The sequence below is a fragment of the Chitinophagaceae bacterium genome (assembly GCA_016710165.1).
Lineage (GTDB): Bacteria > Bacteroidota > Bacteroidia > Chitinophagales > Chitinophagaceae > Ferruginibacter.
The window spans coordinates 176,099-198,985 of the sequence record JADJLJ010000001.1 but is presented as its reverse complement, the minus strand read 5'-3'; the positions used below and the strand labels follow the sequence as shown (position 1 = coordinate 198,985).

Below are 22,887 nucleotides of genomic sequence, written 5' to 3'. Positions count from 1 at the left end.
ACCGTATTAACTTTGACAACATACAATAGAAGACCCCGTTCATCTTTATTACAGTTGATGCACTATGCCCGTTTTTGAAACCAACCGCTTATTGATCTGCAGGTTCACAGCCGGTGATGCCCCCTTCATCCTTGAGTTGCTGAATGATCCATCCTGGATCCGCTACATCGGCGACAAGAATATACGGACCCTGGAAGATGCCAGGCAATATATCAAAAATGGCCCACAAAAAAGTTATGCCCGGCTTGGTTTCGGACTATACGCAGTTAAATTAAAAACCGACGGCAGGCCCATCGGCATGTGCGGACTGCTGCAACGTGATACACTGGAACATGCAGACATTGGCTTTGCTTTTTTACCCGGGTACACCGGGAAGGGCTATGCTTTTGAATCGGCCGAAGCCATATTAAAACATGCCCATGCTGTGTTAGGCATGAAACGCATACTGGCCATTACTTCTCCCGAAAACATCAGCTCGATCGCTTTGCTGGAAAAGCTTGGTTTTAATTTCACAAAGCTGATAAGGCTTTCCGTTGATGCGGATGAGCTCAGGCTGTTTGAAAAAGCAGCCGGATAAGCCCCGGATCGGTCATTCCCATACCCCAATAATTAAACCGGTTAAAATGCAAATACCTGAATAAGTTTTGTATTTTCGTCAAAAATCACCTGCATGAAACTATTCGTAGCCGGGTTACCATACGACCTGGATGATGCTGAACTCACAGAAATATTTGAAAAATTTGGTACGATCGCTTCCGCAAAAGTTGCCATGGACCGGGAGACCGGCAAAAGCAAAGGGTTTGGTTTTGTTGACATGCCAAACAGCGAAGAAGCAAGAGATGCCATTGAAAACCTGAAAGATATCTCACTGGGTAAAAAACCACTGGTTGTAAAAGAAGCAGAAGAAAGATCCGGTCCGCCATCTGGCGGAGGCGGCGGGGCAAAAGGCGGTTTCAATAATAACAGGAACCGGTTCACCAATAACCGCGACCGGTATTAAACACCGCATTACCATTTACCATATCATATTAACTGAACAGCAGCCATCCTGCTGTTTTTTATTTGCCCCCGTTCAGAAAAAATAAATACCTTGACCGAAAGAAAAAGCCTCCATGAGAATTGCGTTGACCGGTGCAAGCGGCCATTTGGGTTCGGCCCTGCTGCAGGAGATCTGCAAAAGAAATATTCCTGCCAATGCATTGTCACGGGATGAGAAAGCTGCCTCCCTTAAAGACCTGCCGGTTGAAATAGTAAAGGGCGACCTGTTTGATACGGGCTCATTAAAAAAACTGATGCAGGATTGTGATGTTCTTATTCATAGTGCGGCCGTAATTTCTGTGAACGGAGATCCCAGGGGCCTCGTTCACCGGACAAATGTAGAAGGAACAAGGTCGGTAATAGACATTGCCAGGCAGGCCGGCGTAAAACGATGCATCCACATCAGTTCCATTCATGCTTACCGGCAACAACCCTCTTCACATATTTTAGATGAACAGCGGGACCCTGTTGATGAAAATGCCTTTGCATACGACCGTTCCAAACTGGCCGGGCAGCAGATCGCACTGGATGCCAACGGGCGGGGCATGGAAACGATCGTTGTTAACCCCACTTCCATCATAGGCCCGCATGATTTCAAACCTTCCTTAATGGGACAGGTGATCATTGACCTGTACAGGGGCCGGCTTCCCTTTATTTTCAACGGTGGATTTGATTTCTGCGATTGCAGGGATGTTGCCAATGCCATCCTGAATGCAACTACCCTGGGAAGCCCCGGCGAATCATACCTGCTGGGCGGAAAGTGGCACAGCCTGAAACAACTGGTACAGATGATCTCAGCCGTATCTGCCAAAAACATCAACGTGGTTGCCTTGCCTGCCGCTGCTGCAAAAGCAGGCCTGCCTTTCGTGAAAGCACTGGCTTCCCTGCAACGGAAAGAACCGCTTTATACCCGGGAAGCGCTGGAAGCCCTGTTCAATGGAAACCGCTGCATCAGCAGTGATAAAGCAAAAACAGCATTGAATTACACAAGCCGTCCGCTCCAGGAAACGCTTCAGGATACTATACAATGGTTTAAGAATAAAGGTTATCTTGGTTACTAAAATAAACTGCTGACTGTTTTACCATGCTGATCTCCTTCCCTACTTACCAGGCAATCATATATACATGGATCGGCATCGCTGTTTTCATCTTTTTCCTTCTCCTGCGTATCACTGCTCCTTATGGAAGACATAGTTCTGCCAACTGGGGGCCACAGATCGATAACCGCTTCGGCTGGTTCTTTATGGAATTCCCGGCGCTTGTTGTTATGAGCTATGTTTTGATCAGGAATATGACAACCCATTCGATGGCCATCGGGATCATGACCGGGCTTTACTGCCTGCATTATTTCAACCGCAGTTTTATATTCCCTTTCCGGCTGCATACCAAAGGAAAAAAAATGCCGGTGCTCATCATGGCTTCCGGCATATTCTTTAATCTCTGCAATACGTTTCTCCTGGGGTACTATTTCAGCAATTTTGCAGTCAATGAGAATGACTGGCTCACCGATACGAGGTTCATTGCCGGGATGCTGATCTTCATGCTGGGGGCATGGATAAACTGGAGGTCAGATAATATCCTTATCAACCTGCGGAGGCCCGATGAAACAGGTTATAAGATACCCCGGGGCTGGCTGTTCAACCAGGTGAGTTGTCCGAATATGTTTGGTGAACTGATCGAGTGGGCGGGTTTTGCAATACTGTGCTGGAATTTACCGGCGCTTACCTTTTTTATCTGGACATCAGCCAATCTTATTCCCAGGGCACTGGCCCATCACAAATGGTACAAAGAACAATTTGAAGAATATCCCGGTGACCGAAAAGCGGTCATCCCTTTTTTACTTTAGATACGTATCAAACCAATCTATAAAATTCTTCTCTTCCACGTCCCTGTTCCTCCAGCCGTGGCCACCGCCGTCTTTAATGATGTAGTTGCAGGGAACCTTTGCTTCCCTCAACCTGGCTATGAACGATTCTGACTGCTGCATGGGAACCACGATGTCTTTATTTCCGTAAATGATGAGTACAGGGGGATCATCTGAGCTGACAAAGTTTATGGGGGAATTTTCTTTTGCGATCTGCATCCGCTTTTCCAGGCTGGTTACCGGTACATAAGTACGGGTGGTATCGTTCCATACTTTAAAATCGAAAGCGCCGGCAACTCCCATCAGTGCCAGTCCTGCCTGGCTAACGGTGGAAAAAGTATTGGGCTTGCCATAATTCAGGAAATCGGTTGGCGGGTAAAACACGGCAGCAGCCTGCACGCGGGCAGAAATCTTGTCAACCGGGTCTGAAGACCTTGTATCAGCAACCTCATCGGCCGTTGCGATCATTAAAGATAAATGGCCACCGGAAGAAGAACCGGTGATACCGATGCGTTCCCCGTCTATTTTGAATTTTGCTGCATTGTAACGTACAAAACGCACAGCCCTTTTCAGGTCAGTAACTTCATCCGGTATTGCATAGCGAGGCTGGCAACCCACCATTACCCCAAATACAGTATACCCGGCATCTATATACAGGCCCGATCTTTCCGGGAAAGCTTCCAGCATCCTTTCGGAAGAGACCCAGTTGCCGCTGAGCACGTAGATGATCGCTTTGCCATTGGCATGCTGCCTGGGTGCCAGCATCATCATGGTCAGGGCCATGCCGTCCTTGCGGCCATAAATGAGCTCCGTTTTAGTGTATTTTAAACTGTCCTGTGCAGTCCCGCACAGCGTTGAAAAACTGATGAGGGCCAGGATGAAGTACTTCATAAAATAAATTTCTGTTTATTCAAACAACTCAGGCTGTGAATTGTTCGGGTGTTTCTGCTCCCATTCCATCTCAATTGACTTGCTGTAATCTGCAAGCTTGTTGCCCAGCGCTTTCCAGCCCATCACTTCCACCACTTTGGTAATTTTAACTTTTGCTTTACGCACCTGTGCCCCCCTGCCGCTTTGCATGGCCAGTATGGGTTCTTCATCGGTGGTAACCGTTTCAAGATAATTGCCATCCCCTTCCTTGATGAAGAAGAATTTATTGTGCAGGGTAGAGGTCTCTATCCTGAACCGCTTTACACTGTACTGGAGTTTTTCTTTATCGAAATAAACGGCGGTGATGATCTTTCCCGGGTCGAATTTTTCAAGCAGCAAAACCTTTTCGGTATCAAAACGCTGGGTCAGTTCCTGGTCGGTTATCTCATAATTGCCGTCATTGTAGATCACCAGCAGCCGGTCTTCGGCATCAAACTTACCCAGGTACTCCCCTTTCTCTTCGGTATTGAGCCGGCCAAACTTATTATCGAACCAGAGTTTCTTTGCATCCAGTGTGGATTTACCAGCTTCTTTGAACTTAACGGATTTGACCGGGTACTTGGTAACCTGGTTGCCGATGCTTCCCCTGCCCTTGATGTCCTGTTCTTCAAAATAAAAATCAAATTCTTTTATCCGGGCGCTGCAGTTGGGGCTCAGGATCACTTTCACTACTTCGGCCTCGCCGTTTGCATTGGCCGAAAAATAATGCACCCTGCTTTTTTCGGATCCCTTCGTCAGGTCATATTCCTTATCCCTGGTAATGCCGGTAACATTAAACCGCTTGGCAAAACTCACGCCCGTCTTGCTGTCCACATAGACCATATTGTAGGTAGTGCGTTCGTCATTCTTCTGGAAAACGGCCACATGAATGATGTCCTTTCCGATGAATACCTTATCGGATACTTTCACCACCTTCATGATCCCGCCCTTGGTAAAAGCGATGATGTCATCAAAGTCTGATACCTCGGCAACCAGTTCGTCTTTTTTGAGCCCGGTACCGATAAAACCATCCGCAAAGTTTGCATACAGCTTTGTATTGGCAATGGCAACCGTTTTGGCCTGTATCACATCAAATAACCTGGTCTCTGTTTTGCGCTCCCTGCCTTTGCCGTATTTTTTCAGGAGGTTCTCATAATATGCCACGGCATAATCGGTAAGGTTTGCCAGGTCATGTTTGACCTGTTTGATGTCTGCCTCCAGCGCTTTTATCTGGTCATTCAGTTCATCAATATCCAGCCGGTAGATGCGGCGTACCGGCTTTTCGGTCAGCTTGATGATGTCTTCCCGGGTAATGGCCCTTTTCAGTTGTTTCTTGAAAGGAGTGAAAGCCTTGTCAATTGCTTCCAGCACTTTTTCCCAGGTCTCGTGTTTTTTCTCCAGCTCCTTGTATATCTTTTCTTCAAAGAATATTTTCTCCAGCGATGTATAGTGCCATTTCTCCTGCAGTTCGGCCAGCCGTATTTCCAGTTCCCGGCGCAGCAACTCACGGGTATTATCGGCAGAGGTTTTCAGGAGTTCACTTACTTTTAAGAACCTTGGCTTATCATTTTCAATTACACAGGTGTTGGGAGAGATGCTTACTTCACAATCGGTAAAAGCATATAAGGCATCAATGGTAATGTCCGGTGAAATGCCCTGGGCCAGTTCCACAATGATCTCCACCTCTGCGGCAGTATGATCGGTCACTTTCCGGATCTTTATCTTACCCTGGTCGTTGGCTTTTACAATGCTTTCCATCAACTGGGTGGTGGTAACACCGAACGGAACACTTTTTATCACCAGTGTTTTCTTATCCTGCTCTTCAATGATAGCCCTCACCCTGATCTTTCCGCCCCGGACACCGTCATTGTAATTGCTGGCATCCATGGTGCCGCCTGTCTGGAAATCGGGCAGTAATTCAAAGCGCTTGCCACGCAGGTATTTAATGGATGCATCTATCAGTTCACAGAAATTGTGAGGAAGTATCTTCGTTGCCAGGCCTACGGCAATGCCTTCAGCGCCCTGGGCCAGCAGCAAGGGAAATTTCATGGGCAGGGTCACCGGTTCATTTTTTCTTCCGTCGTAACTCAACGCCCATTCGGTTGTTTTTGCATTGAAGGCCACTTCCAAAGCAAATTTGCTCAGCCTGGCCTCAATATACCTTGATGCGGCGGCTTCATCACCGGTGCGTACGTCGCCCCAGTTTCCCTGCGTATCGATCAGCAGGTCCTTTTGCCCCAGGTTCACCAGGGCATCGCCAATGGAAGCATCGCCATGCGGATGGTATTGCATGCTTTGCCCGATGATGTTGGCTACTTTATTAAACCTGCCATCATCCATTTCTTTCATGGCATGCAGTATACGGCGCTGTACCGGTTTCAATCCGTCTTCAATGGCAGGAACCGCCCTTTCCAGGATCACATAACTGGCATAATCCAGGAACCAGGTCTTGTACTGGCCACCGATACCGGAGTCGGTGTGCTCGTATTCTTCTTTGTTCTTACTTTTCGCCATATCTGTCTTAAATACAAATTTTCAATACGCAATGTTCAACACGCAATGTTCAGTTGAAGCAGCTTTTATTCTCGTCAGATTCCCCGGACCGACCTGAGCGTTGAATATTGAATATGGTTCATTGAACATGTTTATTTTTCCCGATCATACCCAGGTGGGTGAATTTAAAGCCTTCCTCCAATTTTAATCCATAGCCTAACATCCTGTCCATGGAAGAATGCCCGAACATTATGACCCCTGCAATTGCGAATGGATCATGAGCATAAAAAAGGCCTGCCATAAAAATTGCCAATGCCAGCCCTTTGTGATGAAAGACATTGTAACACACCGCTCCCACTTTGTTTCCGAGCAGGTAACCCAGCATACTGATATCGGGCCCCAGTGCCAGCAACAGATAACACCACCAGGGCACCCCCCAGAAATAGAGGTTGGAAATACTGAACAACAGCATGACCATTTCTTCCAATTTGATGATATTCTTCATACAAAATGAGTTTAACCGGCAGTATGGAGCTTTACTTCAAAGTCCTTCATTTTCCCAACCGTTCCCTGCACATCAAAGAGTTCCATGGCGATCATCGTTTTCAGGCGCCACAGCAAATACATATCCCCCGTTTTCTGTTTTGCCTTACTCAAATAATGATGAATGATCCTGGATGCCTTCTGCCAGTCGCTGGTGATGAACTTCTTTAACTCGGCATCATAATGATCATAGTCCTGCTGGACCAGTTTCTTCCCTCCTTCCAGCAGCCGTATCCCCCTGTTCTCGTTGCAGAGTCTTGTCCACTCATCCGGGTCCACTTCAAATTCGCTGAGGGTTATTTCACGGGCAAGTTTTTTTGCTTTTACAAATTCCTTCGCCGGTATCTCAGACAGGTTCTCCGGGTAAAAAAGATTTCCCTTTTCATTCAGGAACGGAAGGTTGTTCAGGTAGAGAATGAATATCCTGCCGGGGTAATCCTTTAACTGGCTCATCAGCCAGTAATACCCGCAAACATCATGCTTGTTCTGTGCGGCCCATATCCAGATCGTTTCTTCCGCATTGGCATCCAGCCGGGCTTTGAGGTCTTCCACCGTTTTAACATCATCCACCTCACCGGAATCCGCATGGCCATCCATATCGCCGCCGGCCAGTACATCCCGCCACCATTGCCTGCGGTTCCCGATCCCTGCTTCGGTATAAATCCCTGTCAAAGGACCTACTGCAAAGTCATCCTTTATTTGTATGATATCAGCCTGTAGTGTTTCGTCCAGTTCAAAACTCTTTTCTAATGCAGCAATATCTGCTTCCTGGAAAACGATGTGAACCATATAAAAATTAAAAATTAAAAATGAAGAATTAAGAATGGTCAGTTCTCAATTTTAAAGATGCTTTTGTCATTATATCATTCCTGGTCATAAAAGAATTTTTAATTTATAATTCTTAATTCTTAATTACTTCATCTGCCAGGTCCAGTTCTACTTTTAGGTTCTCTATTATAAAATCCTGCCGGGATGGCGTATTCTTTCCCATGTAATATTCCAGTAAATGCTGGATATGCGTTTCGGGTAATAACATCACCGGCTGCAGTTTCATATCATCCCCGATGAACCGGGCAAATTCATCCGGGCTTATCTCACCCAAACCCTTAAAACGGGTTGTCTCCGGTTTATTGCCGAGTTTCCGGGTTGCTTCCTGCTTTTCTGTTTCGTTGTAGCAGTAAATGGTTTCCTGCTTATTGCGTACCCGGAACAACGGGGTCTCTAATATATATACATGCCCGTTCTTCACCAGGTCGGGGAAGAACTGCAGGAAGAAGGTCATCAGCAACAAACGGATGTGCATACCATCCACATCGGCATCGGTAGCGATCACTATATTATTATACCGGAGGCCTTCATAACCTTCTTCAATGTTGAGGGCATGTTGCAACAGGTTGAACTCCTCATTTTCATAAACCACTTTCTTGGTCAGCCCGAAACAGTTGAGCGGCTTACCCCGCAGACTGAACACCGCCTGCGTATCCACATTCCTTGCCTTGGTGATGCTTCCGCTGGCACTGTCTCCCTCGGTGATGAAAATGGTGCTTTCTTTTTGTTTCTCCGAGATCCGGTCTTTGTCCTTGCCCGTTGCTTCATCGTTGTAATGAAACTTGCAATCCCGCAGTTTCTTATTATGCAGGTTCGCTTTTTTGGCCCGTTCGTTGGCAAGTTTTTTAATGCCCGCCATATCCTTGCGTTCCCGCTCGTTCTGTTCAATGCGCCTTTTAAGGGCATCCGCCGTTTCCGGGTTGCGGTGCAGGTAGTTATCCAGTTCCTTCCCCAAAAAATCGCCAATGAAATTCCGCATGGACGGGCCGCCTTCAAAAACAACCTGTGAGCCCAGCTTTGTCTTGGTCTGGCTTTCAAAAACAGGTTCCTGTACCCGTACGCTAAGCGCTGCACAAATGCTTCCACGTATGTCGGCCGCATCGTAATCCTTTTTATAAAACTCCCGGATGGTCTTTACACAGGCTTCCCGGAAAGCCGCCAGGTGGGTACCTCCCTGGGTAGTGAACTGGCCGTTCACAAAACTGTAATACTCTTCGCCGTAATCATTCTCATGTGTGATGGCGATCTCAATGTCATCGCCGGTCAAATGAATGATGGGATAACGGATCTCGTCTTCGTTGGTCTTGCGCTGCAACAGGTCCAGCAGGCCATTCTTGCTTACATAGCGTTTGCCATTCAGGTTCATCACCAGCCCGGCATTCAGGTAGCAGTAATTCCAGAACTGGTTATCGAGGTATTCCTGTACAAAATGAAAGTTCTTGAAGACCTTTTCATCGGGGATGAACGTTATCAGGGTGCCGTTCTCCTCCGATGATCTCACTTCTTTATATTCTTTGATCAGCACCCCCCTTTCAAACTCGGCTGTTTTTTCCTTGCCCTCCCGGAAAGCCGATACTTTAAAATAATTGCTTAATGCATTTACGGCCTTGGTACCTACGCCGTTCAGGCCCACACTTTTTTGAAAAGCCTTGCTGTCGTATTTGGCGCCGGTATTTATTTTGCTTACCACATCCACCACTTTGCCCAACGGGATGCCACGGCCATAATCCCGTACGGTGATCGTTTTATCTTTTATCTCCACATCCACATGCTTGCCATATCCCATGGTATGTTCATCAATGCAGTTATCGATCACTTCTTTCAGCAATACATAGATGCCGTCATCTGGACTGCTGCCATCGCCCAGTTTGCCGATGTACATACCGGGCCGCAGGCGGATATGCTCCTTCCAGTCGAGGCTCTTTATGGACTCCTCCGTATAATCAAATAGATCTTTCTCGGCCATAATTATTGATCGTTAATCTGTTAATTTGTTAATCCGTTAATCTGTTGATCTGTTAACTGGTTGGAGATGTAGCCTCAAAACTAAATGCCGCTTTACGGATTTACGGATTAACCAATTAACCAATAACGTTCTTCAAGGCTGCGAATATAACGGAATGCAGGGACTTATGCTTTGACCGAATTATCCACATCGGGTCCTTAAATGTGAGAAAAAGGCTGGTTCTGTTCAGCAATAAATTCAGAGTGCAAAAAATTTGATGGGCGGTTGCGCTAAATCATACCCGGGTAAAGCGTACCGCCTTACCTTTATGAAAAGTATGATCATGAAACGAATTAAAAGCTCCATTGCTATTTTTTCAGCCCTGTTCTTTATTTCCTGCAGCAGTACCAAACTCGTTTCTTCCTGGAGGGCAGAAGATGCGGTAACAAAAGAATATCACAATATCATGGTCTGGGGCATCCTCACCGAAAAAGACAGCGCCCTGCGCAGGGAGATGGAAACACATCTTATGAATGACCTCATCAGCAAAGGTTACCATGCCATTTCCAGCATGGAAGTATATGGCAACCGGGCATTTAAAAAATTCACAGAAAAAGAGATCGTGGATGAATTTAAGAACACCGGTGTGGATGCCGTGGCAACGATCGTTTTGCTGAGTATGGAAAAAGAAGAGATCTATGTGCCAGCAAGAATAGTGGAAAGACCGGCCAATTCGTATGACCAGTTTGATAAATATTATTCCAGCGTGTTTGATAAGATCTATACGCCCGGTTACTACACTTCCACCACCAAATATTTCTGGGAAAGCAATTTCTTTGAAGTGGGTGCAGACAAGCACATCTATTCTGTCCGCACCCGCTCATTCGACCCCACTTCTGCATCCGGCCAGGCCCACGAGAACGGGCTTAAGATAATAGAGGATATGCAAAAGAAAAAAGTGATCGTTGACCTGAATAATAACAAACAGCAGCGTAAAAATTAAAATAGTAGTAGCTTTATCCAAATCATTTACATGAACCTTGATCTGTCTGGAAAGACCGCCGTGGTTTGCGGAAGCACACAGGGGCTGGGCTATGCCAGCGCTGCTGAACTGGCTTTACTGGGAGCCCATATTGTTTTGATGGCCCGTGATGAAGAGAAGCTGGGGGCGGCGGTAAAAACGCTGGATACATCCAAAGGGCAGCAGCACCAATACCTGGTGGCTGATTTTTCGGATACCGCCAACGTAAAAACTGCCATCGATGGTTTTGTGAAAAAGGCAACGGTTCATATACTTGTCAATAATACCGGGGGCCCCCCGGGCGGTACTGCATTAAATGCAAAACCCGAAGAATTCCTGGCTGCATTCAATAACCACCTCATCAATAACCATAACCTCACCCAGGCCGTAGTGCCGTGCATGAAAGATGCAGGCTTTGGCAGGATCATCAATATCATTTCCACATCTGTTAAAAGTCCCATTGCCGGTTTGGGCGTAAGCAATACCATACGGGCCGCTGTTGCCAACTGGGCAAAAACACTGGCAACCGAACTGGGGCCCTTTGGCATCACGGTAAATAATGTGTTACCGGGTTTTACCAAAACCGTCCGGGCCGATTATGTGATCGCTTCCAAAGCAAAAGCCGCCAATAAAACGGAAGAGGAAGTGATGAAGGACCTGGTGGCTGAGATCCCTGCCGGAAGGATCGGGCAGCCCGAAGAATTTGGCGCTGCGGTTGCTTTTCTCTGCTCCCCTGCCGCCGCTTATATCAACGGGATCAACCTGCCAGTTGACGGAGGAAGGCTGGGTTGCCTGTAAGGGAAGGGATGCCGGATACGGGATACCAGATGCCGGATACAAGATCCTGGATTACCCCGGCTATGAACCTCAAACTTCAAACATCAAACTTCAAACCCTGCTTCCAAATATGAAATACATCCTCCTCGTTGCCGTCCTGTTCATCCATACGGATATCTCCGCCCATTTTTATAAGAAAGAAGCCGGCCTGGCTCATACATTTTCCATCGTGGCAAGAGACCCGGTCACGGGTGAAATGGGCGTGGGTGTGCAAACGCACTGGTTCAGCGTAGGTACGGCTGTCAGTTGGGGCGAAGCCGGCGTGGGCGTGGTGGCAACGCAGTCTTTTGTAAATAAAAGTTATGGCCTCAAAGGGCTTGCGTTGATGAAGCAGGGAAAAACGGCCCCCGATGCTTTAAAGGAATTACTGGCCGCTGATGAAGGAAGGGAAGTGCGGCAGGTGGCCATGATCGATGCAAACGGGAATGTGAATTCCTTTACCGGCAAAAACTGTATCGACCATGCGGGTAATATCGTTGGCAGGAACTATTCGGTCCAGAGCAACATGATGCTTACCGATAAAGTGAATGAGGCCATGGCAAAAGCATTTGAAGGCAGTGAAGGAAAGCCGCTGGCCGAACGCATCCTGGTTGCCCTGCATGCCGCCCAGGCTGTTGGGGGTGATATCCGGGGCAAACAATCGGCCGCTATCCTGGTGGTGGCTGGCAAAAGCACGGGCCAGCCATGGAATGAACGGTTGATCGACCTGCGTGTTGACGATGATACTGCACCGCTGGATGAACTGGACAGGCTGCTCAGGCTGTACCGGGCTTATGAGCACATGGACAAGGGCGACCTGGCCACGGAAAAGAATGACATGAAACTGGCCATGGAAGAATACGGCACTGCGATGAAGATGTTCCCGGAGAATTTAGAAATGAGATACTGGACCGCCATCACCCTGGCCAATAATAAGAACGTGGGTGAAGCTTCAAAAATGCTGCAGGCGATCTATCAAAAGGATCCCAACTGGCGGGAACTTACCCGCCGGCTGCCCAGGGTGAAGCTCCTTAACGTTTCAGAAACAGACCTGAAGGAATTATTGAAATAACTTTGCAAAAAAAAATGAAATGAAAGACCTGTTCCGCCTTGTAAAAACCATCCTCTTCTCTGTACTGTTATCCTCCTGCACTGCACAATCAAAGACCAGTTTATCGGCAGAGGAATTTGAAAAAGAGATCAGCACAAAAGAGAACATACAGATACTGGATGTACGAACACCCGGTGAATTTTTTTCCGGCCATATAAAGAATGCCTTACAGGCCAACTGGAACGACCCCAAAGAATTTGAACGCAGGATCGCCTTCATTGATAAGAATAAACCCGTGTATGTATATTGCCTTTCGGGAGGAAGAAGCGCTGCGGCGGCCCGGAAACTCCGGAAGATGGGTTATGAGAATGTGTATGAACTGAGCGGGGGTACCAATGCATGGAAAGCTGCCAGCAAACCCCTGGAAGGCAGCAGCAATGAAAAGCAGATGAGCAGGGAGGAATTCAATTATGCCATCAGCAGTTCAAAGACCGTGTTGGTTGATTTTGGCGCCGAGTGGTGCCCGCCCTGCCGGAAAATGGAACCGGTACTGAAAAGCCTGGAGGCAAATAACCCCGGTAAATTCACCCTGGTTAAAGTGGATGGAGGCCGCGACCAGGATATCCTGCAGCAATATAAAGTAACGGCACTGCCCGTGTTCATCATTTTTAAAGATGGAAAACAGGTTTGGCGCAGGGATGGCATGGCGGATGAGAAGGAACTGGCTGAGCAGGTAAAATGATCTACTCCTGTGTCCTTTCTTTAATAAAATCACTTACGAGGTAACTGATCAGTTTACCGGTTGATTCATTCTTTCTTCCATCGGCCAGTTGGGTGGCGCCTTCGCAGATATGCAGGTAAGCAACTTTGGCATCCTGGGCTGCAAAGGTCACGAACTTCCTTGCATGCAAAGGACCCAGGCCGGTTGGCGTGAGGGCGCTGCTGAGGGTATTCTCCACGCAGTCGAGGTCAAGTTCGATGCCGGTATAGGTATCCTCGGTAAACCCGGTTGCATGGGCCACGGCCTGTATGAAATTCTTCCGTTCGTGGATGAAAATGTCCTCGTAGCTGATATAGTCAATGAATGGATTGTTGTGGATATCCATCAGCACATTCTGTGCGATATAATTTTCGTGCAGCCCGATCATGCAATACTTCCCCAGGTACCCGTCTTCCTCGGCATAGCGGAAACCATTGCCGCTGTGACGCCCATCGGCTGCATTGTAATCGGTATGTGCGTCCAGGTTTATGCAATTGATCTGCGATAGCGGAATGAGTTCGGCCTTGTGCAGCCCCTTGGCCACGCCTTTAATGATTGGATAGGCATTATTATGTCCCCCGCCGATCACAATGGGTATCTTTTTAAGGGATGCGATCACTTTCAGCAGGTTCTCCACCTCCTCATCAATGATATGAATGGCGTGGCGGTAGGCATTGATCTTTTCTTCCGCATTGTACGCATTGTTCTCGATCAGGAATTTAACATCGCCAAAATCAAAATGGCCCAGCAACAGGATATTTTCGCCGGGCATAAGATCATTGCTTTGTACATTCAGAAATGCCGACAGGAAGGAAAGCCAGGCCGTATCGGTTCCCCCGATGCCGTAGTTGGCCTTTACGCCAAAATCTTCCGGTATACCCAGTACAACATAGCGGGCAGCGGATTGCTGAAGCACTTCGGGCCATTCTTCGCCGTTTTTCAGGTACTGCAGCCGCTCCCCGATCTTTGTTTCAAAACGGCGTACCCGCGTGAGCGATAAAATGTCTTCCTTGCTGTAAAACTTAAAATGTTTCATCCGGGAAAGTTAGGGAAAATCTTACTATCCGGTGGCCCGCCGGATGCGCAGGTAGTGTATCAGTTAGAAAAAATAAATGTCAGCCTTTGTCATCCTGAGTTTGTCGAAGGGTGTCGAAGGCGATTTATCAGTACGATCAGCTTCGACATCCCGATAGCTATCGGGACAGCCTGACAGGATTTGTGGTTCAAAATCTTCAAACTGATACACTACCGATTCGTAAGCAAACAGGCAGTATTCAAGGCAACACAGGGCAGCATTTCATGCCGGTTACTTTTTTAATAATATTAACGGCCTGTTTCTTGTCAATATATTCTGTTGGTATAATATTTGTTTGGTGCGGAGTATGAAAAAACAAACCAGAATTTCCGCAATCTTAGTGATCCTCGGTATCAGTTTATCTGCAGCAGCCGCTGCACAAGACCGGGGAACCCTTTCGCCTGTACAAAAAGGCAGCATCACATTTAATGCCGGCATAGGTTCCGGCACGGAATACAAAAGTGATTATTACAATTCCGCACTGGGCACCAAGGGCGCTCTTGAGTTCGGTTTATGGCAGGCCGGCCCGGGAGTAATAACACTGGGTGTTGAAGCCGGCGCTTCCTTTTCGAGCGGAGGTTATTACGACAATTACAAAACAAGTACCCTGATCGTTGGGGGCCGTTCTGCCTGGCACCACGGCTGGAACGTACGGAACCTGGACACGTATGCAGGCCTTTCTGCCGGCGTGGGTTTTCACCGGTACGAGTACAACAGGAACGGGAATGTAAAGCAGAATGAAGTGATCCCGGTATTTGGCGGCTTTGTGGGTGCTTCTTACTTTGTCACTCCTTCATTTGGTTTCAATATTGAAGCCGGGTACGATATTACCCGAATACAGGGCGGTATAATCATCAAATTGAGATAAGCTTATCCTATTTTTGCTGCCATGGCAGCAAAAGTGTATATCCCGGATATTGTCTTTACAGGCGATACATTTCTTAAAGCACATGCCGTGCTGGTTGAGGACGGCATGATAAGAGATGTATTGCCTGTTGATGTCCTGGATAAAGATATCCCTGCCGAAGCATTTCCCGGCAGCATACTGGCCCCTGCATTCATCGACCTGCAGGTATATGGGGCTCATGAAAGATTATTCGCCGTCTATCCCACCCCTGCATCCCTTCAATCATTAAATGATCATTGTGCTAAAGGCGGCGCAGCTTTTTGCATGCCCACTGTTGCCACTAATGAACCGGAAATATTTTATCAATGTATTGATGCGGTAAGGGAATACTGGGAACAAGGCGGCGAAGGAATATTGGGATTGCATATCGAAGGCCCCTGGATAAACCAGGTTAAAAGAGGCGCCCATATTGAATCATTGATCCACGCTCCCACAAAAGAAGAAGCCGAAGCATTATTGAAATACGGCAAAGGAGTTATCAGGATCATCACCCTCGCCCCGGAGGTCTGCAGCCGGGAAGTGATCGGTCTTATTCTTTCATACGGGATAAAGATCTTTGCAGGCCACAGCAATGCAACATACGAAGAAGCCATGCAAAGTTTTGATCACGGTATCACGGCCGTCACCCACCTGTATAATGCCATGAGCCCCTTGCAGCACCGCAGCCCCGGTTTGGTGGGCGCCGCATTCAACCATCCGGCTGTGATGGCAAGCATTATCCCCGATGGGCATCATGTTGATTTTGCAGCCGTAAAAATTGCCAAAAAGATAATGCAGCATCGACTCTTTGCGATTACCGATGCGGTGACAACCACTGCCGAAGGATATTACCGGCACAAGCCTGAAGGAGATAAATTTACTGCAGACGGTATTCTCAGCGGTTCGGCACTGACCATGTACAAGGCATTGCAGAACCTGGTGAACCATTGCGGTATTGAACCGGATGAAGCGCTGCGCATGTGCAGCCTTTACCCGGCACAGGTGATGAATATGGATGATAAGCTTGGAAGGATCGCTAAAGGATATAAAGCTGAAATGGTTTTGCTGCCGCAATTGCCCGGCAGCACAGCCGTGAAACTCCTTTCCTGACCAATATCATTGGTAAAATCATAAAACAACCCGCCGGTCTCTTGCATCTCTGCCCGAAAAGATTTAGATTTATAGCAGTTCTTTCTTTTCACGTTTAAATTGAACCGTTATGAACCTCATCGAAAAATTTGAATACTGGGGTGACAGGCATCACCCGAAATGGCTGGACCTGATCCGCATTGCTTTAGGGATCTTTCTCTGTTATAAAGGCGTTGACTTCCTCCGCAACACCAGTTCGCTCATCAGCCTGATGAAGAATACTTCCCCTTTCAGTGAGTTCATGATCATACTGATCGGGCACTATGTAACTTTTGCCCATATTTTAGGCGGGCTTTTTTTAACCATCGGCATGTTCACCCGTGCAGCCTGCCTGATCCAGATACCGGTGCTCATGGGAGCCATCGTCTTCGTCAACATCAATGCAACAAAAGATGCATTCAGCCCCTATTCCGAACTGTTCCTTTCCATCATCATCCTCCTGTTACTTATTTATTTCCTGATCATCGGCAACGGGCCGCTGTCTGTAAAAATGCCGCCGGAAGAGCACCAGAAGGAACACGAGGATTATATAACCCGGATCAAAAAAGACCGGCATGAGATATAAAGAAGGGGGATCCCTTCTTTAAAATAATGCAGGAAGAGAAATGGAAGGAGTACCTGGAATGGGAACGCTTATTCAAATATTATTTTCTCATTCACCACGTTTCCGTCGTACGATACACTCAGTATGTAAAGGGTCTTTACACTGAACAGGTTCGGCACTTTGAATTTTATGGTGCGGTTGCCTGCCGGGTTTACCTGGTTATAATATAATTTTTCGCCCAGCATTCCATAAATGGTCAATTCCACATGGCCGCTCACTTTTGTAAGGAACTCCACATTGATGGTGAAGTTGGTCACGGGATTCGGGAATACCCGTATATCCTGCCTGCCGGTATTCTTCAGTTTTACGATCTTTGAGTAGGTGGGCGCTCCCTGCCTGGAGATACCCTTCACCCGGTAATATACCTCGGGGGCATTGATGCGTTCATCCATGTAAATATATCGTTCCTGGGTGCTGTTGCTGGTATTCCTCACCGTATTTATTTCTGTAAAGCTGGTTGCGTTCTCAGAGCGTTCAATGCAGAAGCGGTCAAAGCGGTCGTTCTCATAAACCTCAAACTCCAGTTTGGCAAAGCCGCCATCCCAGCCTGCCTTTAATTCAATTCCTTCCAGGGGCAGCAATATCTCGTTGAAGATGGGAATGGTCTGAAAAGTTCCATTGAGGATGGTGGCCGCCTCCGTTTCCGACGTGCAGAGCCACTTCTGCATTACGGTAGAATACAGTTGCCGGTAATCGTATTGCAAGGGAACCTGTGTGCTGCCGGTTGGATTGGTTGGCAACACCGGGGATGTGCCGGTAACTCCTCCATTCAGCATGGCGCCAAAGAAAATTACCGGGGCGCCGGAACCGTGGTCGGTGCCGTAGCTGGTATTGTTGATCACCCGGCGGCCAAATTCACTGAAGGTCATGCCGGTCACTTTTGTTGCCTTACCCATCAGCGTTATGTCGTCCTGGAATGCAGAAATGGCAACGGAAAGCTTGGAAAGGATATCCGCATGGGACCCAGCCACCGTATTACCGGCCGTTACCTGGTCAACGTGCGTATCAAAACTATTCGGGTGATTCACGATATAAACGGGTGTCTTCAATCCGCCCCCTACCAGCCTGGCCACGATTTTCAGCTGGTCTGCCAAGGTATTGCCCGAGGCCGGATACATGGTGGATTGTGTTGCCTGTGCATTGTAAGCAGTTGAAATACGGGTAGTATATGCATTGCTCTGGTCCTTCATGAGCCGCAGGAAAGTTAACTCTGTTCCATAATCACTCAATGGCGCCGGACCAGGGGTACCCGTTGCCACATTGATCAGGGCAGAAGGGTTGGGTGCATTATAGCCCATGTTTATATTAGGACCGGCCAATGACAAAGGCAATGCGCCACCGATCTGTATGGCCAGCGGATCGGGGCTGTTTGTATTGGGATAGCCCGTGGGATAACCAGGATACGCCATATCCAGTTGCCGGCCCAGCCAGCCCGTGCTTGGTGAAGGGATGGTAGTAGAACCGGTGAACCATATATCCTGCGCCTGGAAATGGCTGAAATTGGGATTGGGGTATGTAACACCTTGTACCAGGTTCACCTTTCCTGCATCGAACAGGTTCTTCAATCCCGTCATGGCCGGATGCAGCCCGGTAGTAGTTGTGCCGGTAAGGGGCAACACAGATGCCTGCGGCAATAAAATGTTGGGTCGTGCATTGGTCAGTTCGGTATACCTGTCCAATGGAACCACCATGTTCAGGCCGTCATTCCCCCCATTCATCTGGATGATCACAAAGACCCGGTCGCAATTGGCAGTAGGCATGGAAAGCGCCTGCAGCAGCGGATGGAGGTTGGCATCTCCCGCAAAGACGGGGATCCCCTGGATCATCATCGGCACAGAAAAAAGTGCAGTGTTCCCTAAGAATTTTCTACGGTTCATGATCTGAATATTTTATTACTACATCAGCTGGTATTCGGCCAGTTGAAGCAGGGTTGTTAATAAGGAATTGAGCCGGGTCTTTACCGTATTGGTATTGGCGGTGGTTGGATTGGCCACATAATTATTCCATGCGGTCGTCCAGTAATTATTCGTTACCTGCCCGCCCAGCAATGTCTGCACCTTTGTATCGGTCTTATACGTTGCCGGCAGGTCAACCGGGAGCAGGTACTGAATGATGATGTCGATCAGCAGATCCGGGTCCTGGATGGTAGCGCTGGGAAATTGCTGAACAAAAGCAATGGCATCTATCTTGATGCTGGTGCCGCCCGTTGTGAACCCGGTTATGAAACTGGTGAGTAAAGAGGCCCGCTTCTGGATGCTGTAGGAATTGATCCAGTTCTGGTAAAACATCGGTTCCTGGTAATAGGCTTTCCAGCCGGATACATTCGGCACCAGTCCATAACCCTGCTCCAGGTTACTGTTGGCGTAGGTGTGAAAATATTGCCAGATGGCATACTGGTTTATCACTTCGGAAGCGCCGGGAGCAGCGGTTGTATTGATATTCAGTGTCCGCAGGGTGCCGGCTATGAAGTCTATTGGGCTTTTTATCATCACGCCCTTATTGGCCACATCAAAAAAGTGTTCGCTCTTGAAGAGCTTGCTTACCACCGGGGCCATCTCCCAGTTACTGCTCACCATGAATGCTGCCAGCGGAACAATTACATTCGCCTCAATGTTTGCATCAATATCGTAGTACACAAAATACCGGTAAAGCCTGCGGCAGATATACTTTGCGATCGTATCCTGCTGCTGGGTGAACAGCATATCAAAGAAGATATCAAATTCATTGGCACCGGCAGCGCCTGCCTGGTTATTGATCGTTGTATTGCCAAAGAAGGCAGAGAAGGTCTTGTTGGTCTGGTTATGATACGCCGAATTAAAACCGGGATTGAACGGGTACGCGGCTACAAAACCAGGAACCCTCCACCCGGAAAAGACCTTTGATGCCGCAATGATATCCGGTTCGGTATAGTTCTGCGTAGGTACTTTTCCCAGCGTGAACAATTCCATTAATTCCCGGGCAAAGTTCTCATTTGGCACCGAAGCCGTACTGTATTGATTGCTGAGGTAAACCAGCATGGCAGGCATTTTTGCAATGGCCTTGATGAGGGTCTTGAAATTACCCAGCGCATTGGTACGAAGCAGGTTCATGTAATCGTTGCACATGGTGGCAGAGTTATTCTGCATACCCCGTACGTCGTCAAAATTCACCGGGATGAAATGGTACCAGAACAGGGTCATCTTTTCACGAATGGTGGTGTTCTCATTGATACATAATCCCCAGCTCCAGTCAATCAGGCTGTTCTGGCGATATGAATTAACAGTGCCATCGTTGCTTCCACCGGCATAGGTAAGGTTAGTAGTGGTCCAGCTGTTGCCCAATAAGACCCCGCTGCTGTCCACTGCTGTATTATTGTAATGATTCAAAGGCGTGGCGGAAGGATTTGCCGGGGCGCTGAGAGTAAGCATGGCATCCACCGCAGCCGATGGAGTTAATGCAAGCAGGGTTTCCAGTTCTGTTTTCTTAACGCCAAAACCAACCCGGCGCAGCAGGTGTGCCACTTCCCAGGTTGTCCAGGCCCCTGCATAGGGATTAAGCCCGCTGGTAACATTACCTACCCTTTCAAGTAATACCGGTCCGCCTGGCACAGGTGTTTCCATCCGCTGGCTGTAGCGGCGTGGGCCCAGGCTCTTCCGTGCATATTTTTTGAATAACGGATCGGGGCCATCCGGTGGCGGTTCGCCCGGGGTGCCTGCTGTTGTATCCCTGGCAAGGCCTGCAATGTTCTTCAGAAAATCTTTGCGCTTTAATTTCTCTTCCGGCATAAACAATGGTTTGATATGTATGAATGTTTGGTCAGCCTGTAAAGGCCGGCATTAAAATCCATTACAGGGATTGGGGTTTAATGCTAATGGTAAGTTGGCAAAGGGGGGATAAGGGTTGCTCCTGAACGATCAAGGTCCATGAAGGTAAAATAATTACGGTTATATCAAAAAATATTTACGCCTTATTTTAGCTTACCGGCAATAAATTAATATTTGAAAGGGAAAGGGCTTCTGTCAATGGCATTTCTTAAATAAATTTTAAGGATACGCCCATTAACCTGTCTTTATCTTAAACGCTTTTGGCGGATCCCCACACCCCGTAATTTCGGCTCGTGGAGACAGGAACCCGGGCGAGAGAATTGCATTACCTGCACCCACTTTTAAACTCATGAGCTGCCGCCTGGTCTCTGACCAACGGCGATTTTAATTGTGCTGCTTATAATTTTATACTGCAGCTCATTGACATTTTTTTGAAGGTATTGCTTTATGCCATGGCTTTGCACCGTTGGTAGCAGACCAGACGGCGGCGTGTGCTGGTGCACCAGTTGGCTTACGAATGGAAGGGGACAACCACGACGGCGAAGGTACACTTGCGCCAGTTGGGGGGCCAGTGGGTGTACCTTTTTAATCATCCAAAATATTACCGATATTATTAACCAAAGACTGGCGATTCGCATTATTTGAAATTTTTATGATCAAATAACGTCTGCCTGTGATTCCCTCATCCTCGATTACATCTTGTACTCCCTCCAAATTCTTGATTTCCTTAATTATCTCATTTATTTTATCCTTTTTATTATGTCGAACAACAAATTTTAATTCAAATCGATTTTCTTTGTTGGCATTTGTTTCTAACCCCTCTAATTTGTTCCTTAACTCCGTATTCTCTTTCAAAATCTTCGCAAATTCTCCTGCCAATAATTCTGTATTCCCAAGTTTGTCGGCTCTTATCCAACCAACAAGTTCATTCCGATCACTAAAATTAGATAAAGCTGTAAAAATGAAAAGTTTAATATCCTTAACATCATCCCAGAATTTAACAACTTTAGTTGATACTTTGCTTGTAAATTTTTTTAATTCTTTACCATAAAAGACCTCTACTGCAGTCTTTCCAAGTACTTTTACTTTATCTCTAAGCCCCTTTTCAGATATTACCAAAGAAAATAAAGGCATATTTTTTTTAGAAGTTGCATATTCATATTCAAGTTGTATATAACTCTTTCCTGTCTTTTTATCTACACTACCATATCGACCACCAAGTATTAAAAGATATACATCAGATTCATCGATCCATTTTTTTATTACTTCCATTTGAGATTCATTGCCTGCTGAGAAAAGTTCCATGCCAGCAGGTATATGGCCAGACAATAAAATTGCTTCGACCGCCGCTTGTCTCTCAAGTATCAGGTCCGTAAAAGTTGAAGAAACAAAAACTTGTAATTTCTTATCCTTCATTAATACTAATTTATGAAATAAGGTAAAATCAGATTGGTTTAATAATAAGAAGTTTAAAATATCTTATCAATTATGTTTTATAAAAGACAATCATTTTTATATATTCTTTGTTTACAATCATAAAAGCATAGAATAGAAATATTTCAAGTATAATCCCAAGTACAATTATCCACCATTCAAAAACATTCAAACTCAAAGAAAACACTATTAATGGAATATGAAATAATGACGATCTAAATATTCTAATTCTTCCTCTCCTCCGATAAATACGCTCCCGCAAACCATCCTGCCCGTATATTTTATTTTCAACGGAATAAAAGTCATCAGTTGTAAACTTACGTGTCTGATTTATTTCGTCCTCTTCTTTCGTTTTTTCTTGTTCAATCCTATTAGTGAAATAAAATTTTAAATCCTTTTTTACAAGTCCTTTCCTCCACTTATGAGTAACTCGATACCATATTGTATCCATCAGCATTCCCAAAAGATATGTAAATCCCAAAATCGCTGCGCCCATAAGCACATTAAATTGATTATTAAAGATGGAATTATTTAAAGATTCAAAAATAATTTTAAAGGGACATGCTCAATTTTTAATAGGATGAGAGTTAAGAAGAGTAAAACCTGGAATCCTATTATTAAGTATTCGGCTATTAACATGGGTACATTCATGATAAAAACAATTAAGA

General features: G+C 46.7%; 21 protein-coding genes. 11 read left to right on the top strand and 10 right to left on the bottom strand.

Translation table 11 applies throughout. The features are described from left to right. The first annotated feature begins 64 nt into the window (after window positions 1-64). From IPJ02_00850 to IPJ02_00835, 4 genes are all read left to right on the top strand, one after another. Window positions 65-577, top strand: a complete 513-nt coding sequence (locus tag IPJ02_00850) for a GNAT family N-acetyltransferase (GenBank protein ID MBK7374155.1) — start codon at window positions 65-67, stop codon at window positions 575-577. Between the two features lie 93 nt (window positions 578-670). Then, entirely contained in the window at window positions 671-1,000 is a 330-nt protein-coding gene (locus tag IPJ02_00845; GenBank protein MBK7374154.1) for an RNA-binding protein, read from the top strand. A 112-nt stretch (window positions 1,001-1,112) separates the two neighbouring features. Beyond that, window positions 1,113-2,099, top strand: a complete 987-nt coding sequence (locus IPJ02_00840; protein MBK7374153.1) for an NAD-dependent epimerase/dehydratase family protein — start codon at window positions 1,113-1,115, stop codon at window positions 2,097-2,099. A gap of 23 nt (window positions 2,100-2,122) precedes the next feature. Next, on the top strand, window positions 2,123-2,884 hold the full coding sequence (locus IPJ02_00835) for a 3-oxo-5-alpha-steroid 4-dehydrogenase (GenBank protein ID MBK7374152.1): 762 nt from the start codon (window positions 2,123-2,125) through the stop codon (window positions 2,882-2,884). Here the strand turns inward: IPJ02_00835 and IPJ02_00830 are convergent. The 5 genes from IPJ02_00830 to IPJ02_00810 all read right to left on the bottom strand — a co-directional run bounded on the left by IPJ02_00830 (window position 2,876) and on the right by IPJ02_00810 (window position 9,641). Continuing rightward, entirely contained in the window at window positions 2,876-3,793 is a 918-nt protein-coding gene (locus tag IPJ02_00830; protein MBK7374151.1) for an alpha/beta hydrolase, read from the bottom strand. The genes IPJ02_00835 and IPJ02_00830 overlap by 9 nt on opposite strands. A 15-nt stretch (window positions 3,794-3,808) precedes the next feature. Next, on the bottom strand, window positions 3,809-6,325 hold the full coding sequence (locus IPJ02_00825) for a DNA gyrase/topoisomerase IV subunit A (GenBank protein MBK7374150.1): 2,517 nt from the start codon (window positions 6,323-6,325) through the stop codon (window positions 3,809-3,811). Between the two features lie 118 nt (window positions 6,326-6,443). Beyond that, on the bottom strand, window positions 6,444-6,809 hold the full coding sequence (locus IPJ02_00820; protein MBK7374149.1) for a DUF4260 domain-containing protein: 366 nt from the start codon (window positions 6,807-6,809) through the stop codon (window positions 6,444-6,446). 11 nt (window positions 6,810-6,820) lie between these two features. Continuing rightward, window positions 6,821-7,636, bottom strand: coding sequence for a DUF1835 domain-containing protein (locus IPJ02_00815; GenBank protein MBK7374148.1), 816 nt, complete (start codon window positions 7,634-7,636; stop codon window positions 6,821-6,823). A gap of 112 nt (window positions 7,637-7,748) precedes the next feature. Further along, on the bottom strand, window positions 7,749-9,641 hold the full coding sequence (locus IPJ02_00810; GenBank protein ID MBK7374147.1) for a type IIA DNA topoisomerase subunit B: 1,893 nt from the start codon (window positions 9,639-9,641) through the stop codon (window positions 7,749-7,751). A 322-nt stretch (window positions 9,642-9,963) separates the two neighbouring features. On the opposite strand from IPJ02_00810, the gene IPJ02_00805 reads away from it, so the two are divergent. From IPJ02_00805 to IPJ02_00790, 4 genes are all read left to right on the top strand, one after another. Beyond that, window positions 9,964-10,623, top strand: a complete 660-nt coding sequence (locus IPJ02_00805) for a hypothetical protein (protein MBK7374146.1) — start codon at window positions 9,964-9,966, stop codon at window positions 10,621-10,623. Between the two features lie 30 nt (window positions 10,624-10,653). Then, window positions 10,654-11,439 carry an SDR family oxidoreductase gene (locus IPJ02_00800; GenBank protein MBK7374145.1) on the top strand — a complete coding sequence of 262 codons (786 nt, stop codon included), beginning with the start codon at window positions 10,654-10,656 and terminating at the stop codon, window positions 11,437-11,439. Window positions 11,440-11,548: 109 nt separating this feature from the next. After that, complete coding sequence (locus tag IPJ02_00795) at window positions 11,549-12,529, top strand: DUF1028 domain-containing protein (GenBank protein MBK7374144.1); 981 nt, start codon at window positions 11,549-11,551, stop codon at window positions 12,527-12,529. Between the two features lie 19 nt (window positions 12,530-12,548). Beyond that, on the top strand, window positions 12,549-13,250 hold the full coding sequence (locus tag IPJ02_00790; GenBank protein ID MBK7374143.1) for a thioredoxin fold domain-containing protein: 702 nt from the start codon (window positions 12,549-12,551) through the stop codon (window positions 13,248-13,250). A gap of 1 nt (window position 13,251) precedes the next feature. Here the strand turns inward: IPJ02_00790 and IPJ02_00785 are convergent, their stop codons facing one another. Beyond that, the gene (locus IPJ02_00785) at window positions 13,252-14,304 is read right to left on the bottom strand and encodes an arginase family protein (protein ID MBK7374142.1); all 1,053 of its coding nucleotides are present in this window, start codon (window positions 14,302-14,304) and stop codon (window positions 13,252-13,254) included. A 346-nt stretch (window positions 14,305-14,650) separates the two neighbouring features. On the opposite strand from IPJ02_00785, the gene IPJ02_00780 reads away from it, so the two are divergent. The 3 genes from IPJ02_00780 (at window position 14,651) to IPJ02_00770 (ending at window position 16,943) form a co-directional block, all read left to right on the top strand. Next, window positions 14,651-15,211: a hypothetical protein gene (locus IPJ02_00780; protein MBK7374141.1), complete on the top strand. Its 561-nt coding sequence runs from the start codon at window positions 14,651-14,653 to the stop codon at window positions 15,209-15,211. Between the two features lie 21 nt (window positions 15,212-15,232). Continuing rightward, complete coding sequence (gene nagA, locus IPJ02_00775) at window positions 15,233-16,339, top strand: N-acetylglucosamine-6-phosphate deacetylase (GenBank protein ID MBK7374140.1); 1,107 nt, start codon at window positions 15,233-15,235, stop codon at window positions 16,337-16,339. A gap of 109 nt (window positions 16,340-16,448) precedes the next feature. Beyond that, entirely contained in the window at window positions 16,449-16,943 is a 495-nt protein-coding gene (locus IPJ02_00770) for a DoxX family protein (protein MBK7374139.1), read from the top strand. 68 nt (window positions 16,944-17,011) lie between these two features. Here IPJ02_00770 and IPJ02_00765 read toward each other — a convergent pair whose 3' ends face one another. The 4 genes from IPJ02_00765 to IPJ02_00750 all read right to left on the bottom strand — a co-directional run bounded on the left by IPJ02_00765 (window position 17,012) and on the right by IPJ02_00750 (window position 22,715). After that, the gene (locus IPJ02_00765; protein ID MBK7374138.1) at window positions 17,012-18,859 is read right to left on the bottom strand and encodes a DUF1501 domain-containing protein; all 1,848 of its coding nucleotides are present in this window, start codon (window positions 18,857-18,859) and stop codon (window positions 17,012-17,014) included. An 18-nt stretch (window positions 18,860-18,877) separates the two neighbouring features. Continuing rightward, a complete protein-coding gene (locus tag IPJ02_00760) occupies window positions 18,878-20,746 on the bottom strand; it encodes a DUF1800 family protein (GenBank protein ID MBK7374137.1) in 1,869 nt (622 codons plus the stop codon). A gap of 624 nt (window positions 20,747-21,370) precedes the next feature. Beyond that, on the bottom strand, window positions 21,371-22,201 hold the full coding sequence (locus tag IPJ02_00755) for a DUF4062 domain-containing protein (protein MBK7374136.1): 831 nt from the start codon (window positions 22,199-22,201) through the stop codon (window positions 21,371-21,373). Between the two features lie 70 nt (window positions 22,202-22,271). Further along, a complete protein-coding gene (locus IPJ02_00750) occupies window positions 22,272-22,715 on the bottom strand; it encodes a hypothetical protein (protein ID MBK7374135.1) in 444 nt (147 codons plus the stop codon). Window positions 22,716-22,887: the final 172 nt, after the last annotated feature.

Excerpts from the sequence above, each read along its gene's own strand:
- IPJ02_00835 (MBK7374152.1), top strand. The coding sequence starts at position 2,123 with ATGCTGATCTCCTTCCCTACTTACCAGGCAATCATATATACATGGATC.
- nagA (MBK7374140.1), top strand. The coding sequence starts at position 15,233 with ATGGCAGCAAAAGTGTATATCCCGGATATTGTCTTTACAGGCGATACA.
- IPJ02_00790 (MBK7374143.1), top strand. The coding sequence starts at position 12,549 with ATGAAAGACCTGTTCCGCCTTGTAAAAACCATCCTCTTCTCTGTACTG.
- IPJ02_00810 (MBK7374147.1), bottom strand. The coding sequence starts at position 9,641 with ATGGCCGAGAAAGATCTATTTGATTATACGGAGGAGTCCATAAAGAGC.
- IPJ02_00800 (MBK7374145.1), top strand. The coding sequence starts at position 10,654 with ATGAACCTTGATCTGTCTGGAAAGACCGCCGTGGTTTGCGGAAGCACA.
- IPJ02_00765 (MBK7374138.1), bottom strand. The coding sequence starts at position 18,859 with ATGAACCGTAGAAAATTCTTAGGGAACACTGCACTTTTTTCTGTGCCG.
- IPJ02_00750 (MBK7374135.1), bottom strand. The coding sequence starts at position 22,715 with ATGGGCGCAGCGATTTTGGGATTTACATATCTTTTGGGAATGCTGATG.
- IPJ02_00820 (MBK7374149.1), bottom strand. The coding sequence starts at position 6,809 with ATGAAGAATATCATCAAATTGGAAGAAATGGTCATGCTGTTGTTCAGT.
- IPJ02_00760 (MBK7374137.1), bottom strand. The coding sequence starts at position 20,746 with ATGCCGGAAGAGAAATTAAAGCGCAAAGATTTTCTGAAGAACATTGCA.
- IPJ02_00825 (MBK7374150.1), bottom strand. The coding sequence starts at position 6,325 with ATGGCGAAAAGTAAGAACAAAGAAGAATACGAGCACACCGACTCCGGT.
- IPJ02_00755 (MBK7374136.1), bottom strand. The coding sequence starts at position 22,201 with ATGAAGGATAAGAAATTACAAGTTTTTGTTTCTTCAACTTTTACGGAC.
- IPJ02_00830 (MBK7374151.1), bottom strand. The coding sequence starts at position 3,793 with ATGAAGTACTTCATCCTGGCCCTCATCAGTTTTTCAACGCTGTGCGGG.
- IPJ02_00780 (MBK7374141.1), top strand. The coding sequence starts at position 14,651 with ATGAAAAAACAAACCAGAATTTCCGCAATCTTAGTGATCCTCGGTATC.
- IPJ02_00840 (MBK7374153.1), top strand. The coding sequence starts at position 1,113 with ATGAGAATTGCGTTGACCGGTGCAAGCGGCCATTTGGGTTCGGCCCTG.
- IPJ02_00850 (MBK7374155.1), top strand. The coding sequence starts at position 65 with ATGCCCGTTTTTGAAACCAACCGCTTATTGATCTGCAGGTTCACAGCC.
- IPJ02_00770 (MBK7374139.1), top strand. The coding sequence starts at position 16,449 with ATGAACCTCATCGAAAAATTTGAATACTGGGGTGACAGGCATCACCCG.
- IPJ02_00815 (MBK7374148.1), bottom strand. The coding sequence starts at position 7,636 with ATGGTTCACATCGTTTTCCAGGAAGCAGATATTGCTGCATTAGAAAAG.
- IPJ02_00805 (MBK7374146.1), top strand. The coding sequence starts at position 9,964 with ATGAAACGAATTAAAAGCTCCATTGCTATTTTTTCAGCCCTGTTCTTT.
- IPJ02_00845 (MBK7374154.1), top strand. The coding sequence starts at position 671 with ATGAAACTATTCGTAGCCGGGTTACCATACGACCTGGATGATGCTGAA.
- IPJ02_00795 (MBK7374144.1), top strand. The coding sequence starts at position 11,549 with ATGAAATACATCCTCCTCGTTGCCGTCCTGTTCATCCATACGGATATC.
- IPJ02_00785 (MBK7374142.1), bottom strand. The coding sequence starts at position 14,304 with ATGAAACATTTTAAGTTTTACAGCAAGGAAGACATTTTATCGCTCACG.